Consider the following 16,057-nt stretch of genomic DNA (forward strand, 5'->3'; position numbering starts at 1 on the left):
TGAACAAGACCTCCTTCGCGTGAAGGAGGTCTTGTCTCAGTTGTTTAAATTCTCGACTTCGACGACACGGAACCCTTTTTGTTCGAGTTTCGCGACAATCTTATCTTTCGTCGGCTCCTCGACGTCCGGTGGTAACGTGATCAACACGCGGCGAAGCACTTTGCTCTTCGCGTCGAGTGTCATCAAGCTCGCGATGGACGAGTACTTGCTGACGATTTTCGTGATCTTCTCAAGCGCTCCGGCTTGTTCGCTGAGTGCGATCGTGACGACGTAACTCCCCGTATCACGGCTCCACGCTTCTTCGAGCATCCCGAGCATCTTCCCGTGCGGCAAGATGCCGTAAAACTCGTTGCTCTCGTCTTTCAACACCGCGATGTACGGCAGTTCTTTGATGGAGAAGAACACTTTGAAGAACCCGTCCGACTCGTGGACATATTTTTGCGTATTTTTGATGAGCGTCAAGACATTATCGTCTAGGCTCCCCTCGTTCATGCCGTGACGATAAATGTGCATTTTATAAATGTTACCGCGGAAAAACGTTCCCGTCTCATCTAGGACAGGTACGCAGCGATACCCCGTTTTCTCGAGCGTGTCGAGCGCTTCCCGTAATGTCGCCGTTTCACTGATGGTGACGACATCTTTTTTCGGAATGCATAAGCTGTGCACTAACATGCGATTTTCCTCCTACTCAATTAAAAGTGGTCTACACCCTATTCATTACTATTCCCCAAATATGATTGAAATCCTCCTCTCGTTTTTTGGAAAGTTGGTCCGTCACTTTCTAATCAAGGGATTTGTCGTAACGTCAAAAAGTCGTTATAGTGAAACTATCCAAACAGACAAAGGGGATTGAACGACTATGACGATGAAAAAAGCTTTAACAATCGCTGGCTCGGATACGAGTGGCGGTGCAGGCATCCAAGCTGACTTGAAAACGATGGAAGAGCTCGGTGTTTACGGCATGACCGCCCTCACGGTCATCGTGGCTCAAGACCCACATAACGCTTGGCATCACGAAGTGTTCCCGATCGACACGACATTGATCGAGAAACAGATTGATACGGTCCTCGCTGGGATTGGTGTCGATGCTGTCAAGACAGGTATGCTCCCGACTCCAGAGATTATCGAACTCGCTGCCCGTAAAATTAAAGAGTACGGCATCCAAAACGCGGTCGTCGACCCAGTCATGGCATGTAAAGGTGCCGACGAGATTCTCAACCCGGACGTCGCGGTCGCGATGCGCAAGCACCTCGTGCCGGTCGCTAAAATCATCACACCAAACTTGTTCGAGGCGCGTATGCTCGCTGGCCTCGATAAGACACCTTCAACGATGGAAGAAATCAAAGAGGCTGCTCGCTTGATCCATGAACTCGGCGCTGAAATCGTCATCGTCAAAGTCGGTGGCAAGCTCAGCTTTGAGACAGCATTTGACGTGCTTTACGACGGCAACGAGTATCGCCTCCTCGAGAGCGAAAAAATCGACCCGGCCTTCACACACGGCGGCGGCTGCACATTCTCGTCAGCTATCGCGGCGTCACTCGCGAACGGTCACTCGGTCGATGAAGCCATCGAAATCGGAAAAGAGTTCATCACGGAAGCGGTCCGTCATTCGTTCCGCCTCAACCAATACGTTGGGCCAACGAACCATACCGGTTACCGCAAAAAACTAGCAACACAATCATAACGGGTGGCCCGGGACGCATGTCTCGGGTCATCGTTTCCATTGGAGGGAACCGCGTGAAATCAATTCAACCTACAACCATCCAGACTTATTTGGACGCGCATGTATCCATGCCGCTCTATGTCCATGTCGAGACGACGAACGGGGCGTATGCGACGCATAACGAGCCTGATTTTCATAACGCCGGTATGTTTATCCGCAACGTCGTCATCGAATATAGCATCGGCCAAATCAAGGGCGATGGACCATACCGGGTCGGCTTAAAACTCGATCACGGTTGGCTTTACGTCGAAGGTTTGACCGACTACGAACAGCACGGAGACCAGCTCCTGCTCGCCGGGCATGACCGTCTCGGACGTCTCGCCTGTGCCTTACACTTAGACATCAAACCGCTCCCACAAGGAGCCTCGGAGGTGGAAAGCCAATGAATGGACCATTACTCGTTATTTTTCCGCATCCCGATGATGAAGCGTTCAGCTCGGCCGGGACGATTATCCAACACCATAAACACGGATTCCCGGTCACGTACGTCTGCCTGACGCTCGGTGAGATGGGCCGCAATATGGGTTCGCCGATTTTCACGACGCGTGAAGAGTTGCCGAAAATTCGTAAACATGAACTCGAGGAAGCGTGTGCCGTCATGGGCATCGATGACCTCCGCATGTGGGGACTTCGCGACAAAACCGTCGAATTCGAAGACGAAGCGGAACTGGCGGCACGTTTCAGCGCCTTAATCGAGGAAGTACAGCCGGCACGCGTTATCTCCTTCTATCCGGGTTACGCCGTCCACCCTGATCACGAGGCGACGGCACGTGCGGTCGTCCGAGCGTTGCAAGACATCGATGCCTCGAAGCGTCCTGAATTTTTAGGAGTCGCGTTCGACCATCGCACCGACGCCGAACTCGGAAAACCGCACGTCGTCATCGAAGTCGGTCAAGAGAGCACGGCGAAGCGTGAAGCGTTGCTCGCCCACCGTTCACAGACGGAAGGCCTGTTACGCGCCATCGACAACGCAGAAAACGCCCACGTCATGGAGTTACTCCAACGTGAGCGCTTCTATCACTATCCGTTCTCATGATTCATAGGCAAGTCGTGTCACGTACAATAATGTACCGACCGTCCCAAGACCAATCAACGTTCCCAATACGACAACGATATGTTCCATGTTCTCACCTCTACTTGGTTATACGAACTTGATGGATCATTGGTTTCAAAGCGCATGTGCTGACATGCGCTTTTTTTCTTAGAAGTACAAGAAGTAAATCACAGCCGCCAACACGATGCGATAAATCGCGAACGGCGTCAACTTCACTTTGTTGATCAACTTCAAGAAGAACTTAATCGACAAGAGCGCGAACAAGAACGCGCTAATGAATCCGACGACGAAGACCGGTAGGGTCGCCATCGTAAAGTACTCCCAATTGCTGTAGAGCGACAGCGCACTAGCACCGAACATGATTGGTACGGCCATGATGAATGTAAAATCTGCCGCGGCCCGGTGACTCATCCCTAAGAGGACACCGCCCGAGATGGTCGACCCTGAGCGTGAAAAACCTGGCCAGAGCGAGAAACATTGAATCAAGCCGACACCGAGCGCTTGTTTATACGAAATCTCATCGAGCGTTGCTGTCGTTTGACGCTTCACGCCTAACAAATCCGCGGCAATCATGAAGAATGCTCCGATGACGAGTCCGATTAAAACGGTCTTGATCGAGAACAAGTTCTCGTCGATATAGTCTTCAAACAATAGCCCGAGCACGCCTGCCGGGAGCAGACCGATGAAGATATGCAGCAAGTTCAGTTTCTTTGTCGGCCCGCTGCTGCGAATCGCGAGCAACTCCTTCGGATTCAACAACTCTTTGAATCGATTTCGAAATACGACGATGACCGCTAAAATCGAACCGAGCTGAATTACGATCTTAAATGTGTTCGCCACCTCTTGACCGAGGAAGCTGCTCGAGTTGAGCCACAGGTCATCCACGAGAATCATATGTCCCGTTGACGATACCGGAGCAAACTCTGTCAGTCCTTCGACGACGCCTAACAAAAAGCCAATAAATAATTCATACCATTCCATTGTTTATCTCCTACTCCAGTATTGTTTCTTATCATACACAAATTTATTCTCAACCGCCCTAGGTCTTGAGACGTAAAAAAAGAGGACGCTTCAGGAAGCATCCTCTTTCCACGCTCTGACCGTGACAATCGCTTGATGCACACAAACGGTAATCCCGATGAACAAAAAGGCGGCGAACAGCGTTACCCCTGCCCCGACGGCAAACACGAGCCCGAACAGGATGATGCCGCCATGCAGCAACATCGAGACGGACGATTCCGTCGTCGCCCGAATCGTGGACGGGACACGGTGGTGCAACGCCCCGAGATAGAGCGGTTCAACGATCCCGATGAGACAGGCCATTCCGACCATCATCACGAGACCGGTCGGCCCTGGATACAGACCGAGGATGACAAAGCCAATGCCGATGCCCCAGCCAATCCAGCGCAACCAACGCTCGGCCGTGGCGAAACGTAACAGCACCGGTGCGACCAACTGTCCAGGTATTTGGATGAGCAGTAGAATCGTTGATAGCATCCCGAACCAATAAAGCGGAAGCGCGACGTCGCGCGCATACAACTGCCAGAACTCATCGATAAAATTGAACGCACTAATGGTCACAACAAACAACGACGTTACGATAAACACGCGACGATGTTGCCGAATAAAGCGGAAACCGGCCGCGATGTCCGCCCACATCAACCGTTCGTCCGATACGACTCGCTTTGTTTCAATCAGACCGAGACTGCATGTCGTCGCGATGAACAAACTGACAATCGACAGCACGTAATTCAGCTCAAACGGGAAGCGTGTCGCCAACAGACTGCCACTGAGGGCCGCGAGCACGGCTGCGACGATTCCGATGACGTTCAATCGACCGACTGTACGTTCAAACGTTCCCGCCTTTCCGTCCTGTTCGAGCGTCTCATACAGCAACGCATTCTCGGCCCCGCTTCGAAACGCCGCTCCAATGCCTGACAAGCCGATGGCGACAGCAAACCCGACAAACGAGAACGACAACAGTAGAACGATAAACGATAGACATTCCAACCCGACCCCGATTTGCATCAGCCGCCGCCGCTCAAATCGGTCGGCGAGGACACCCGTCGGCACTTCAAGCATCACGACGAGGACGGCGTAAATCATTTCGAGATAGACAACCTCTTGAATCGTGATCGTCCGCGACTCCCAAAACAGACGTTCAATCGTGTAGGCCGGGATGAGCGCATCGAACCAACGCATCCAACCAAGCAACACAACGTTTCGACCGACTTAACTAGGTGAACGTGCTCTTTTCATCATACATCTCCTCCTTGTTTGTCTATTCCCGCTGACACAAAAAAAAGCCACGGAAACATTCCGTGGCCTGCACATTATTTAATCAGATTGAGCATCTCGCGATTGAACGCCGGGATGTCGTCCGGTTGACGGCTCGTCACGAGCTGTTCTTGGCAGACGACGACTTCTTTGTCCGCATACTTCGCTCCAGCGTATTCCATGTCGACTTTAATCGACTTGTAGCCCGTCGCATCGCGGCCTTCGAGCGTCTTCGCCGTAATCAACAGCTGTGGTCCGTGACAAATGGCGAACACCGGCTTTTTCGCGTCCATGAACGCTTTCGCGAACTGGACGAAACGGTCATCTTCGCGCAACAAATCAGGTGAGAATCCGCCCGGTAAGAGCAGTGCGTCAAAGTCTTCTGGTGAGACGTCGTCGATGGCTTTGTCGATTGTGACCTTCGACTCCCCTTGTTTGCCTTCGACTGTATTCCCAGCTTTCTTTTCAATCGTGACAACTTCGTGCCCCGCTTCCACCAATGCGTCGCGTGGACCCGTGAACTCTACGTCTTCAAACATGTCTGTGATTAGCGTTGCTACTTTTGCCATATTGAAACACTCCCTCATTATTTTTAAGCACATAGGGAGTGTTCCACAACTAACCGGACCATAAACATTCAGCGAAACTTGGAGACGTACGGATTGGTCCGTTCGAAGAAGCGATACGGATAGTCACGCGCTTCGCCCGTGTTCGGAATCCCGATGCGCGGACCGGCCTCGATGTCTGGAATGACGTCCCCTTCGACGATATAGAGCGGTTCATGTTGGAGCGAATGCCCGTACAAGTCCATCGTGATCCCGAGCGCTTTCGTCAGTTTCCCAGGACCGTTCGTCTGATCGAACCGTTTGATGCCAGGACGATACATGTCGATAACCGCCTGTCCTTCAATCGGCTCGATGGCTCGGATGAGGACGGCTTCCGGCGTGCCGACCGGACCGCTCACGACGTTCAAGAGTGTATGCGTGTGCATCTGATACGTATAGACGTGTCCCGGCATCCCGAACATGACCTCGGTCCGATTCGTCCGTCTGCCGCCGAAGCTATGGGCCGCTCGATCGATGGCACCAAGGTACGCTTCCGTCTCGACGATTTTCCCGACAATTTGACCGTCGAAATGATTGTGGACGAGATACTTACCAAGCAGCGATCGGGCCAATTCAATCGTCGGTTGTTCATAAAATGATAGGTCGAGTCGTTTCATCGTCATCCCTCCTCCACCTATTTTCTCAAACGTTAGCGCACGGACACAAAAAAATGCCCTTCGTAGTCAAAGGGAATTCATGATCGGAATCGAATGGTATGACATACGAGAAAGCGAGGCGAAGAAAGATGGGGTATCTTCTAGAGTTAAGACAGACAGTGGGGAGCAGGCCGCTCATCAGTGTCGGGGCGACCATCCTCGTGTTGAACGAATACGGGGAGCTGTTGTTCCAACATCGGTCCGATACGAATGATTGGGGATTGCCCGGAGGCTCGATGGAGTTGAATGAGACGTTAGAAGAAGTGGCCGCTCGTGAATTGAATGAAGAGACAGGGCTTGAAACGAATCAATTTGAACTCGTCGGTGTCTGTTCGGGACCGAAGTTTTACTTCAAGTATCCGAACGGAGACGAAACGCATAGTGTCATCAACCTCTTCCATGCGAAGCGCGTGCAAGGGGCGTTAGCCATGAACGACGGAGAAAGTCTGGACTTGCAGTATTTCTCAAGAGCTGACTTGCCATCGAACATCGAATCGAGGGCTCAGGCGCTCATCGACCAGTTCGGAGATGCGCTATGGGAACTTGAGAGCTCTTTTACTTGAGACACTCAAAAACCATCCAGGACCTTTAATTGTCCTAGATGGTTTTTTGAGTGATTCGATTAAGATGCGATTCGCATCGTCTCACGCTGCTTTCCCAACTTCACGTATCCGAGAATAATCGAGAAAATCGGGCTGAGCCAGAGGAAGAAAGCGAATGGTGCGTATTCAAGCACCGGCACCCCGAGTGTAGCGGCGAAGAACGCACCCGACACGCCCCATGGGATGAGCGGGTTGATGACCGTCCCACCGTCTTCGAGGGCACGTGACAAGTAACGGGGATCGATGCCGCGATCGATGAACCCTTGCTTGAACGCTTGACCTGGGAGCAAGATTGACAAGTACTGTTCGCCCGCGAGCAAGTTGACGCCAATCGAGCTGAGGACGACCGACAACACCGAGCTGCCTGGTGATTTCAATCGTTCGAGCAACGCATCGACAATCGCTTGGAATACGCCGAGCTCACGGAGCAAGCCACCGAACGCGAGCGCAATCAAGACGAGACTGACCGACCAGAGCATCGACTCGAGTCCGCCACGATCGAGCACAGATGCAATCGTCTCGTTCTCGACGCCCGACTTGAACCCGGCCTGCATGACACCGAACCAGTTTGTGACGTTCCAGTTGCCTTGAACGAAACCAGCCGTCAACACCCCGGCGAACATCCCGACGAGCATCGTCGGCAAGACCGGCATGCGGCGGAACGCAAGCATCGCGACGAGAACCGGCGCGAGCAGCGTCAACCAAGACAAGTTGAATCGTCCAGCAAGTGCCGCCTGCGCTTCCGCGATTTGCGCCGTATCGGCCGCTTGACCGTTCCGACCAAGAATTGCGAATAACACAAATGTAATCAAGATAGCCGGTACGGTCGTCCCCAACATGAAACGAATATGGTCGAACAGTTTGACACCAGCCACAGCCGGCGCAAAGTTCGTCGTATCCGACAGCGGGCTCATCTTGTCACCGAAGAGCGCACCCGAGACGATGGCCCCGGCTGCGAGCGCCGGAGAGATCCCAAGCGCCATCCCGATTCCGAACAAGGCGACCCCGACCGTACCGACCGTCGTGAAGGCACTGCCCGTGAACGACGAGACAATCATCGTGATGAGCAAGACGCTCGGCAAGAACCATTGTGCTGAAATTGTATCTAAACCGATGGAGAGGATCGTCGCCACCGTACCAGACATCTGCCATACACCAATCAACATCCCGATGAGCAGTAAAATCAAGACCGGCATAATCGCTTCGCGAATCCCGCTAATCATCGCCGCTTCGATTCGTTTGAAATCACGCGTGCGATAATACGCGTAACCCCCTATTAATACCATTGTGCCAAAGATCGCCATATGTGGCGTCGCTTTGGCCAAAAACATCAGTGCGAGCAGGGAAATCCCGCTCATCAGCACGACGAATACAGCCTCTTTACCTTTCATCTGCATCGACGTCCCCTCCTTTCAGTTCCATCTTTTTATTTTGCCTAACCGCTTAAACGCTTTTATGCACGAAAGCAAGTCAGTGATGTTCTTTACTATACCTGCTCCTCTTTACCCTGTCAAACAACTTTTTATGGTAAAGTAAACGCTCGAGGGTGACCTCCGGAGTTCGTAACCTCCTCCGACATCAAAACTAGCGAAAAAGGAAGTGTGCATCATGCAACACGAAAAAGCATTGGTCGTCTTCAGTGGCGGTCAAGATTCAACCACTTGCCTATTTTGGGCAAAACAACAATTCTCTCACGTGGAAGCTGTGACGTTCGCCTATGGGCAACGCCACGACGCGGAAATCGAGGTCGCAAAAGAGATTGCGGCCGAACTCGATGTCCCGCACCACATCCTCGACTTGTCCTTACTCGGACAACTCACCTCTAACGCGTTGACGAGACATGATCTCGACATCGACAATGCGGACGTCCCAAATACGTTCGTCGATGGACGCAATCATCTCTTCTTGTCGTTCGCAGCCGTCATGGCGAAACAGCTCGGTATGCACCACATCGTGACCGGTGTGTGCGAAACTGACTTTTCAGGCTATCCGGACTGCCGCGACCAATTCATCAAATCACTCAACGTTACACTCAACTTAGCGATGGACTATCCGTTCGTCATCGATACGCCACTCATGTGGCTCGATAAGAAACAGACGTGGGAACTTGCCGACCGTCTCGGTGCGTTCGACTACGTCAAAGAGCGGACGCTCACGTGCTACAACGGCATCCTTGGCTCAGGCTGCGGCGAGTGCCCAGCGTGTGTGCTTCGTCAAAACGGCCTTGACGCGTACGAGGGGGTGCGTGTATGAAGAACGCCCCGTTCCTCGCCCCAACGAGTGTCGAAGCCAAACAGGACGGCTCGCTCATCTATTGTCCGCATCGCGTCCAAATCGTCAAAGAAGTGACGTTTGACGCCGCCCACCACTTGTTCGATTACGACGGCAAGTGCCGTGCGCTCCATGGCCATACGTATAAACTGCAAATGGGCATCAGCGGCTTTTTAGACAACCGCGGGATGACGCTCGACTTCGGTGACTTGAAAGCCATCTTCAAAGAAGAGCTCGAACCGTATCTCGACCATCGCTATTTGAACGAATCGTTGCCATATATGAACACGACGGCCGAAAACATGTGCTATTGGATTTTCGAGCAGCTCGCCAAACACTTGCCTGACGAGCGCGACGTCCGTGTCGAGTTCGTCAAACTGTATGAGACGCCGACGTCATACGCCGAGTTCCGCCGTGAATGGTTGGTGGACTGATGAAAATCCCGGTCCTCGAAGTATTCGGCCCGACGTTCCAAGGGGAAGGCCGCGCCATCGGACAGAAGACGATGTTCGTCCGGACCGCCGGTTGCGATTATCGCTGTTCGTGGTGTGACTCCGCCTTCACATGGGACGGCTCGGAAAAACCAGACATGCTGTCGGCCGACGCCATCATCGAACGACTTGACGCACTCGGTATGTACGACTACGTCACCATCTCTGGCGGCAACCCGCTCCTCATCGCCGGCATGAAAGACTTGGTCGAGAAGCTGAAGGCACGTGGCGTCAAGCTCGCCGTCGAGACGCAAGGGAGCCGCTATCAAGACTGGCTCACGCAAATCGACGACGTGACACTCAGCCCAAAACCGCCCTCGTCCGGCATGTCGACCGATTGGGAGAAACTCGACGCCATCGTCGAGCGACTCCGTCCGGAACAGACGACGTTCAAAGTCGCCGTGTTCGATGAAGTCGATCTCGCCTACGCAAAACAAGTCCAGACGCGCTATACGCCGGACGTCATGTACTTGTCGGCCGGTAACCCAGAGCCTGGTGCGGACGGTGACATCACCGACGCCCAGCTCCGTCGCCTGAAACAATTATGGGAAGACGTCGCGCGCGACCCGTCGTGGCAAAGCGTCCGTGTCTTGCCGCAGCTACACACATTACTGTACGCCAACGAACGTGGCGTCTAAGGAGAATGAATATGAGACCAGAAGACTTACAAGACTTGTCGCTCCTCGGACAGAAGAGCGTCCCATACATTTTTGAATACGCACCGGACGTCCTCGAGGCGTTCCCGAACCGTCACCCGGAGAACGATTACTTCGTGAAGTTCAACGCCCCGGAGTTCACGTCGCTCTGCCCGATCACGAACCAACCGGACTTCGCGACGATTTACATCTCGTACATCCCGGACGAGAAGCTCGTCGAGTCGAAATCGCTCAAACTCTATTTGTTCAGCTTCCGTAACCACGGAGACTTCCACGAGAACTGCATCAACGTAATCGGGAAGGACCTCGTCAAGTTAATGGAGCCGCGCTACCTCGAAGTGTGGGGCAAGTTCACACCACGCGGCGGCATCTCGATCGACCCGTACTACAACTATGGGAAGCCGGGCACGAAATACGAAAAAATGGCGGAACATCGCCTCTTCAACCACGACCTCTATCCAGAGACGGTCGATAACCGCTAAACGAAAAGTAGGTGCCCACGGGGCGCCTACTTTTTTTGGTAGCGATGGATTTTTCGTTTAATCGGCTCGCGAAACACGGTCGCGACGAGCGTCAAGACGGCGAAGACGATTAACGCGAGGACAATCATCTTGAAGTCCCCGGTCGCAATGCTGCTGCCGAGAAAGTTGTTCGCGAACGCGCCCGGGATCATGCCGACGACGGTCGCGAGGACGAACGCTGGCAGCTTCACTTTCGCAAGGCCCGAGACGTAGCTCACCAAGTCGAAGTTGACGAGCGGGATGAGCCGTAAGATGAGGACGTAGAAGAAACCGTCCTCCTCGATTTTTTGTTGTAGTTTTTTATAATCGGTCGATTCAAAGTGGTTCAAGAAGCGTTCCCCGAACCGGGTCGCCACGTAAAAGGCGACGAGCGCACTGAGCGTCGCCCCGATAATCGTGTATAACATACCCGGCAACGTCCCGAACGCGAGCCCCCCTGCAATCGACAGGACGGACGCGGGGAAGAGGATGAGCGGACGGAACGTATAGAGGAGGATGAATACGACCGGTGCCATCCAGCCGAACGCTATGATATAGTCCCGAATCACGCCCGGGTTCAAGTCGATCCATTGATAGAGGAGCGTCGCCGTCCCAAAGATGAGCAACACGCTAGCAATGATCCATTGCGTCTTCCACTTTTTCACCGAAACGACCCCCTCTCTTTTTACCATCATATCGTCTCGCCCCAAAAAAGTAACGTCTTCCTTTTTTCGGCAATCCCGTTATGGTACGGTAAGAAAAAGCAGAAGGAGGACTCCCTATGTACTTGGCAGATGCCATCAAACTGAAGAGCCTGCTCCATAAGCAGATTGATAAGTTGTTAGAAGAAGTCGAGCGCGTCGCGTTCATCGAGCTTGAGAAAGACGAACCGCTCCCGACGATTCAATCCCGTTCGCTTGAAGACATCGAAGTCGAACTCGAGTCGATTCGGCGTGATATGCGCCGTCTCGACCGCCTCGTCTATGAAGCGAACTTGAAGACGGTGATTGAGACGCACGACGGCCCGCTCCCGCTCGTCGAGGCGATTGAGTTCGCCATCCAATTGCGTGCTCAGGCCCGCATGTATCAAGATTTGTCCGAGCGACCGAAGCGCGAGTTTCAATACGGTTTTGGTGAAGGGACGGCTGTCATCAAGCATGCGCTCTATGACCCGGAGCTATATCGCTTGAAGGCGATTGACGTCGAGAAACGGGCGAATCGCATCTCGAACGCCATCAACGCTGCCAATTATCGAACGGAGATCGACTTTGACCCGAGTCGATACATGTGACCTTGGCCCGGTGAGACTCCGGGTCAAGGATTGGCGCCAAACTTTCTCCAATGCGACTGGATGCGAACACGGCCATGGACCAACCAATCACCGATGACCGATGACACGTTCACCTGTCACTCGTTCCTAACCAGACACCATTCAAGTGCGCCGAAAACGCGCCGGGGAACACTCCCTGGCGCGTTTTTTCACGTGTGGTGATGATGGTCGTTGTGATGGTGATGGTGGTGCGAACTCGAACTACGTCGCGGTGCCGGCTCGTCGGCAAACTTTTCCCCGTCCAAGATGCCGAGCCGCTTGTATTGGCGGTCGATCCGCTCCTTCGTCTCGTCGTGCACGTGCGGTGACTCCATGACCAATTGATAGCTACCGAGCGCGACCCGGAACGGCTCCATCTGCGTCCGTTCGACCGGGAACGAAGTCACGTCACGCAAATAATCCGCGAGTCGATTCGCTGCGACGTCATCTGGATGGTCGGCGAGTTCCGTCGCGAAGCGTTGCATGTCTTTCAACATACCTTTCGTCTTCGTCGCTTGGCGAATCATGCTTATAATAGCGATGATCATAACAGCGAGAATGCCGATGATAAAAATCGGAAAGATACTGAACATCCCCGCGAACAGTGAATCTCCCATCCCCGTCGAATCAATGTATACCTCTTCCCCAAATGCGAACGTGTTGACCATGACGTCTCCCCCATTTTCCTAATATACGGACGCCGCTTCATTTGGTTTCAAGCCCACGAAAAAAAGCCGCGGCACTCGCGACGGCTCACTTGTCAGTTCAATTGTTTCTCCATCATGATGCGTGGTTCGTGATCTTCCGTATACGCCCCCATAATGTCGTAGCCACACAACAAGTTCAAGATGATGACACCCTTGTTCGTGTTGCGCGCTTTCGTCCGAATCGAATGGAACCCTTGCGCTTTCACCCATTCGAGTTGCGTGTCCATCAGCTTGCGTCCGATGCCATGCTTTTGAAACTCGGGGTGGACACCGCCGGCCCAGCTATAAAAACGATACGGCTCGGCCTCGTAGCCGATTTTGAAACCGACGAGACGCTCGTCCGAGAACGCGAGCAACACGAGCGGGTTCGCATGGCGGTACAGTCGCTCTTTAAAACGAAGTTGATCGATGTCCCCGTATAACGTGCGGTACAGGTTAAAGAATTCCTCTTCAAAGTCTTTGAAATTCGTCGTCACATCTTTCACGATAAATGAACTGGTCGTACTCATCGTTCCATCCCCTTTCAACGTGTGAACAGTGCTCGTACGTCTGTACACTTCGCCGTTTACTCGGATTTTCCTGTTTCGCGTTCAAATGCGGATAGACCTTTTTGTTTATACACGCCGAGCGAACGCTTCGGCAAGCTCTTGACCATCCAATTCTTCAAGATGCGCTGTTTGTCTTCTACCTTCAATCCATAGCCTTCCGTCACGACATGGCGCGCCCGTGTCGTCACGTCGTATAACGAGATCGCCGCGGCGACCGAGATGTTCAAACTTTGGACGTACCCTTGCATCGGAATCACGTAATTGCCGTCCGCTTTGGCGAGCGCTTGATCCGATACACCGTGATGCTCATTCCCGAACAAGAGCACGGTCGGTTTTGACACGTCGATATCCTCGAGCGGGACCGCCTCTTCACTGAGTGCCGTCGCGAGCACTTGATAGCCGTCCGCCTTCAATCGATCAATCGCGTCTTCGATTGATCGGTGTTCGACCACATCGACCCAACGATCGGCGCTTTTCGCGATAATCGAGTTCGGTTTAAACTTGGCCCGGCCCTCGACGACGTGCAACGTCTGGACACCGAACGCGTCGGCCGAACGAAGCACGGCCGACTGGTTGTGCGGATCATCGACCCCTTCCGTCAGAATCGTGATATGGTTCGTCCGTAAATCCAATACTTCCTGCATACGCTTGACGCGGTCCGGCATCAACATGCTATACAGCAGCCGGTCCTCTTCTAATAGAAGGCCTGACTGTAACAATTCTTCAAGCAATGCCGCTTGCTCTTCTTTTGATAATGCCGATGTCGTCTGTCTCCAACCCATGATTCTCGCCCCTTTCAACCTCTAGTATTGTAGCGGGATTCGATTGTGCTGACAAGTTAACGTCGCATCCCGCTGTTTCAGTCATTTTATGAAAATAAATGAAAATTAGGAAACCGGTTGCACAAACTTATGCAATCGATTACAATCATTTATGCAAGCGATTGCATTGGCAGTCGCCATAGACAGATAAAAAGTTCCGTACAGGAAGGAAGCGTATTATATGAAACAACTTATCTCGTTCGATTTTTGGCAGAAGCTCGGGAAGGCCTTAATGGTCGTCATCGCCGTCATGCCTGCTGCAGGTCTTATGATTTCAATCGGTAAACTCATCGGCATGTCAGCCGGCGACGTCGGGATTTTACTGACGACGGCTCGCATCATCGAAGACCTTGGTTGGGGCATCATCGTCAACCTACATATCTTGTTCGCAGTCGCCATCGGTGGCTCATGGGCAAAAGATAAAGCAGGCGGCGCTTTCGCTGCCCTGATCGCTTTCATCTTAATCAACCGCGTCACCGGTGCCATCTTTAACGTCAACGGTGCCATGCTCCAAGATTCAGAAGCGACCGTGAAGTCGCTCTTCGGTGCCGATCTCGTCGTTGCCGACTACTTCACATCTGTCCTCGGTTCGCCAGCCCTCAACATGGGCGTGTTCGTCGGGATTATCGCCGGTTTCCTCGGTGGTGCTCTCTATAATAAGTTCTACAACTTCAACAAATTGCCGAACGCCCTCTCGTTCTTCAACGGGAAGCGTTTCGTCCCATTCGTCGTCATCCTCGGTTCAGTCGTCGCGGCCATCGCGCTCTCGATTGTCTGGCCGACGATTCAAGGGGCACTCAACAGCTTCGGTGAGTGGATCGCCACGTCACGCAACACGGCGCCTGTCCTTGCACCGTTCATCTACGGGGCACTCGAGCGTTTGCTCTTGCCGTTTGGTCTCCACCACATGCTCACCGTCCCGATGAACTATACGGAGCTCGGTGGCACATATACGATTTTGACAGGTGCGACAGCTGGTTCGGTCGTCGCCGGACAAGACCCGCTCTGGTTGGCATGGGTAACGGACCTCGTCAACCTCCGTGCTGCTGGTGATACGGCTGCCTACAACGCGCTCCTCGCGGATGTCGTCCCGGCCCGTTTCAAAGTCGGACAAGTGCTCTTGTCGTTCGCAGCGCTCATCGGTGCCGCTTACGCCATGTACCGTAACGTCGATGCGGACAAGAAAGCACAATACAAACCAATGTTCTTATCTGCTGGTCTCGCGGTCTTCTTGACAGGAGTCACAGAACCAATCGAGTTCATGTTCATGTTTGTCGCACCAGTCCTTTATGTCGTTTACGCACTCATGGCAGGTGCCGCCTTCGCCTTGGCGGACATCATCGACCTTCGTGTTCACGCATTCGGTGCGATCGAGTTGCTCACACGCATCCCGATGATTGTCAAAGCGGGTCTCCTTCAAGACTTGATTAACTTCTTCCTCGTCGCCATCGCGTTCTTCTTCATCAACTTCGGTGTGTTCAATTTCTTCATCAAGAAGATGAACTTGCCGACGCCTGGACGTAACGGAAACTACATGGAAGAAACGACCGAGAAATCGACTGTGACAGGCAACGAGCAGGTCATGGGGATTATCGCCCTTCTCGGTGGGGAAGAAAATATTGAAGACGTCGATGCGTGCATGACACGTCTACGCGTCACGGTTAAAGATATGTCGCTCGTCTCGGAAGAGAGCGAATGGAAAAAGAACGGCGCCATGGGTCTCATCTTGAAAGACCGCGGTGTCCAAGCAATCTACGGCCCGAAAGCCGACGTATTGAAGTCAGACATTCAAGACGTCATCGGAGCATAATCAACAGGCCAGCTCGCTCGAGTTGGC

Annotated in this window: 20 protein-coding genes; 10 read left to right on the forward strand and 10 right to left on the reverse strand. The window is 53.0% G+C overall.

All coding sequences use genetic code 11. The features are described from left to right. Nucleotides 1-36: 36 nt before the first annotated feature. Nucleotides 37-672, reverse strand: a complete 636-nt coding sequence (gene cbpA / locus DI14_RS03230; protein WP_034805156.1) for a cyclic di-AMP binding protein CbpA — start codon at nucleotides 670-672, stop codon at nucleotides 37-39. Nucleotides 673-859: 187 nt separating this feature from the next. On the opposite strand from cbpA, the gene pdxK reads away from it, so the two are divergent. From pdxK to bshB2, 3 genes are read left to right on the forward strand one after another with little or no spacing between them, the layout of a single operon-like run. Further along, entirely contained in the window at nucleotides 860-1,684 is an 825-nt protein-coding gene (gene pdxK, locus DI14_RS03235) for a pyridoxine/pyridoxal/pyridoxamine kinase (protein WP_034805158.1), read from the forward strand. A 53-nt stretch (nucleotides 1,685-1,737) separates the two neighbouring features. Continuing rightward, nucleotides 1,738-2,109 (forward strand): YojF family protein, encoded by a 372-nt coding sequence (locus DI14_RS03240; RefSeq protein WP_034805159.1) that lies wholly within the window; start codon nucleotides 1,738-1,740, stop codon nucleotides 2,107-2,109. Further along, nucleotides 2,106-2,759 (forward strand): bacillithiol biosynthesis deacetylase BshB2, encoded by a 654-nt coding sequence (bshB2, locus tag DI14_RS03245; protein ID WP_034805162.1) that lies wholly within the window; start codon nucleotides 2,106-2,108, stop codon nucleotides 2,757-2,759. The genes DI14_RS03240 and bshB2 overlap by 4 nt, the downstream gene beginning before the upstream one ends. 165 nt (nucleotides 2,760-2,924) lie before the next feature. Here the strand turns inward: bshB2 and DI14_RS03250 are convergent, their stop codons facing one another. The 4 genes from DI14_RS03250 to DI14_RS03265 all read right to left on the reverse strand — a co-directional run bounded on the left by DI14_RS03250 (nucleotide 2,925) and on the right by DI14_RS03265 (nucleotide 6,282). Beyond that, a complete protein-coding gene (locus DI14_RS03250) occupies nucleotides 2,925-3,758 on the reverse strand; it encodes an undecaprenyl-diphosphate phosphatase (RefSeq protein WP_034805164.1) in 834 nt (277 codons plus the stop codon). Between the two features lie 90 nt (nucleotides 3,759-3,848). Then, entirely contained in the window at nucleotides 3,849-4,994 is a 1,146-nt protein-coding gene (locus DI14_RS03255) for an MFS transporter (RefSeq protein WP_235193380.1), read from the reverse strand. A gap of 116 nt (nucleotides 4,995-5,110) precedes the next feature. Beyond that, the gene (locus tag DI14_RS03260; RefSeq protein ID WP_034805166.1) at nucleotides 5,111-5,623 is read right to left on the reverse strand and encodes a type 1 glutamine amidotransferase domain-containing protein; all 513 of its coding nucleotides are present in this window, start codon (nucleotides 5,621-5,623) and stop codon (nucleotides 5,111-5,113) included. A gap of 68 nt (nucleotides 5,624-5,691) precedes the next feature. Then, entirely contained in the window at nucleotides 5,692-6,282 is a 591-nt protein-coding gene (locus DI14_RS03265; protein ID WP_051622521.1) for a DNA-3-methyladenine glycosylase, read from the reverse strand. A gap of 122 nt (nucleotides 6,283-6,404) precedes the next feature. Between DI14_RS03265 and DI14_RS03270 the strand changes: the two genes are divergently transcribed. Next, on the forward strand, nucleotides 6,405-6,878 hold the full coding sequence (locus DI14_RS03270) for an NUDIX hydrolase (protein WP_034805169.1): 474 nt from the start codon (nucleotides 6,405-6,407) through the stop codon (nucleotides 6,876-6,878). A gap of 59 nt (nucleotides 6,879-6,937) precedes the next feature. Here the strand turns inward: DI14_RS03270 and nhaC are convergent, their stop codons facing one another. Then, complete coding sequence (gene nhaC / locus DI14_RS03275; RefSeq protein WP_034805171.1) at nucleotides 6,938-8,314, reverse strand: Na+/H+ antiporter NhaC; 1,377 nt, start codon at nucleotides 8,312-8,314, stop codon at nucleotides 6,938-6,940. A 211-nt stretch (nucleotides 8,315-8,525) separates the two neighbouring features. Here nhaC and queC point away from each other — a divergent pair, with 211 nt between their 5' ends. The 4 genes from queC to queF are packed head-to-tail and all read left to right on the forward strand — an operon-like array spanning nucleotide 8,526 to nucleotide 10,817. After that, a complete protein-coding gene (gene queC / locus DI14_RS03280) occupies nucleotides 8,526-9,170 on the forward strand; it encodes a 7-cyano-7-deazaguanine synthase QueC (RefSeq protein WP_034805173.1) in 645 nt (214 codons plus the stop codon). Then, entirely contained in the window at nucleotides 9,167-9,622 is a 456-nt protein-coding gene (queD, locus tag DI14_RS03285; RefSeq protein WP_021068101.1) for a 6-carboxytetrahydropterin synthase QueD, read from the forward strand. The genes queC and queD overlap by 4 nt, the downstream gene beginning before the upstream one ends. After that, entirely contained in the window at nucleotides 9,622-10,317 is a 696-nt protein-coding gene (gene queE, locus DI14_RS03290; RefSeq protein ID WP_200871097.1) for a 7-carboxy-7-deazaguanine synthase QueE, read from the forward strand. The genes queD and queE overlap by 1 nt, the downstream gene beginning before the upstream one ends. Nucleotides 10,318-10,328: 11 nt before the next feature. Further along, complete coding sequence (queF, locus tag DI14_RS03295) at nucleotides 10,329-10,817, forward strand: preQ(1) synthase (protein ID WP_029333812.1); 489 nt, start codon at nucleotides 10,329-10,331, stop codon at nucleotides 10,815-10,817. A gap of 26 nt (nucleotides 10,818-10,843) precedes the next feature. Here queF and DI14_RS03300 read toward each other — a convergent pair whose 3' ends face one another. Continuing rightward, nucleotides 10,844-11,500 carry a TVP38/TMEM64 family protein gene (locus DI14_RS03300; RefSeq protein WP_051622522.1) on the reverse strand — a complete coding sequence of 219 codons (657 nt, stop codon included), beginning with the start codon at nucleotides 11,498-11,500 and terminating at the stop codon, nucleotides 10,844-10,846. A 116-nt stretch (nucleotides 11,501-11,616) separates the two neighbouring features. On the opposite strand from DI14_RS03300, the gene DI14_RS03305 reads away from it, so the two are divergent. Further along, a complete protein-coding gene (locus DI14_RS03305; protein WP_034805178.1) occupies nucleotides 11,617-12,126 on the forward strand; it encodes a hypothetical protein in 510 nt (169 codons plus the stop codon). Nucleotides 12,127-12,314: 188 nt separating this feature from the next. On the opposite strand, the gene DI14_RS03310 is transcribed toward DI14_RS03305, so the two are convergent. The 3 genes from DI14_RS03310 to DI14_RS03320 form a co-directional block, all read right to left on the reverse strand. Then, nucleotides 12,315-12,812: a hypothetical protein gene (locus DI14_RS03310; protein ID WP_034805181.1), complete on the reverse strand. Its 498-nt coding sequence runs from the start codon at nucleotides 12,810-12,812 to the stop codon at nucleotides 12,315-12,317. Nucleotides 12,813-12,904: 92 nt separating this feature from the next. After that, nucleotides 12,905-13,360: a GNAT family N-acetyltransferase gene (locus tag DI14_RS03315; RefSeq protein ID WP_024372499.1), complete on the reverse strand. Its 456-nt coding sequence runs from the start codon at nucleotides 13,358-13,360 to the stop codon at nucleotides 12,905-12,907. 56 nt (nucleotides 13,361-13,416) lie between these two features. Next, nucleotides 13,417-14,181, reverse strand: a complete 765-nt coding sequence (locus DI14_RS03320) for an RNA methyltransferase (RefSeq protein ID WP_034805184.1) — start codon at nucleotides 14,179-14,181, stop codon at nucleotides 13,417-13,419. A 220-nt stretch (nucleotides 14,182-14,401) separates the two neighbouring features. Here DI14_RS03320 and DI14_RS03325 point away from each other — a divergent pair, with 220 nt between their 5' ends. Beyond that, the gene (locus DI14_RS03325; protein ID WP_034805186.1) at nucleotides 14,402-16,030 is read left to right on the forward strand and encodes a PTS transporter subunit IIBC; all 1,629 of its coding nucleotides are present in this window, start codon (nucleotides 14,402-14,404) and stop codon (nucleotides 16,028-16,030) included. Nucleotides 16,031-16,057 lie beyond the last annotated feature (27 nt).

The sequence above is a fragment of the Exiguobacterium sp. AB2 genome (assembly GCF_000696055.1).
GTDB classification, from domain to species: Bacteria; Bacillota; Bacilli; order Exiguobacteriales; family Exiguobacteriaceae; genus Exiguobacterium; species Exiguobacterium alkaliphilum.

Excerpts from the sequence above, each read along its gene's own strand:
- pdxK (WP_034805158.1), top strand. The coding sequence starts at position 860 with ATGACGATGAAAAAAGCTTTAACAATCGCTGGCTCGGATACGAGTGGC.
- DI14_RS03310 (WP_034805181.1), bottom strand. The coding sequence starts at position 12,812 with ATGGTCAACACGTTCGCATTTGGGGAAGAGGTATACATTGATTCGACG.
- DI14_RS03320 (WP_034805184.1), bottom strand. The coding sequence starts at position 14,181 with ATGGGTTGGAGACAGACGACATCGGCATTATCAAAAGAAGAGCAAGCG.
- nhaC (WP_034805171.1), bottom strand. The coding sequence starts at position 8,314 with ATGCAGATGAAAGGTAAAGAGGCTGTATTCGTCGTGCTGATGAGCGGG.
- DI14_RS03325 (WP_034805186.1), top strand. The coding sequence starts at position 14,402 with ATGAAACAACTTATCTCGTTCGATTTTTGGCAGAAGCTCGGGAAGGCC.
- DI14_RS03250 (WP_034805164.1), bottom strand. The coding sequence starts at position 3,758 with ATGGAATGGTATGAATTATTTATTGGCTTTTTGTTAGGCGTCGTCGAA.
- DI14_RS03270 (WP_034805169.1), top strand. The coding sequence starts at position 6,405 with ATGGGGTATCTTCTAGAGTTAAGACAGACAGTGGGGAGCAGGCCGCTC.
- DI14_RS03260 (WP_034805166.1), bottom strand. The coding sequence starts at position 5,623 with ATGGCAAAAGTAGCAACGCTAATCACAGACATGTTTGAAGACGTAGAG.
- queE (WP_200871097.1), top strand. The coding sequence starts at position 9,622 with ATGAAAATCCCGGTCCTCGAAGTATTCGGCCCGACGTTCCAAGGGGAA.
- queC (WP_034805173.1), top strand. The coding sequence starts at position 8,526 with ATGCAACACGAAAAAGCATTGGTCGTCTTCAGTGGCGGTCAAGATTCA.
- DI14_RS03265 (WP_051622521.1), bottom strand. The coding sequence starts at position 6,282 with ATGACGATGAAACGACTCGACCTATCATTTTATGAACAACCGACGATT.
- queF (WP_029333812.1), top strand. The coding sequence starts at position 10,329 with ATGAGACCAGAAGACTTACAAGACTTGTCGCTCCTCGGACAGAAGAGC.
- DI14_RS03305 (WP_034805178.1), top strand. The coding sequence starts at position 11,617 with ATGTACTTGGCAGATGCCATCAAACTGAAGAGCCTGCTCCATAAGCAG.
- cbpA (WP_034805156.1), bottom strand. The coding sequence starts at position 672 with ATGTTAGTGCACAGCTTATGCATTCCGAAAAAAGATGTCGTCACCATC.
- bshB2 (WP_034805162.1), top strand. The coding sequence starts at position 2,106 with ATGAATGGACCATTACTCGTTATTTTTCCGCATCCCGATGATGAAGCG.
- DI14_RS03315 (WP_024372499.1), bottom strand. The coding sequence starts at position 13,360 with ATGAGTACGACCAGTTCATTTATCGTGAAAGATGTGACGACGAATTTC.
- queD (WP_021068101.1), top strand. The coding sequence starts at position 9,167 with ATGAAGAACGCCCCGTTCCTCGCCCCAACGAGTGTCGAAGCCAAACAG.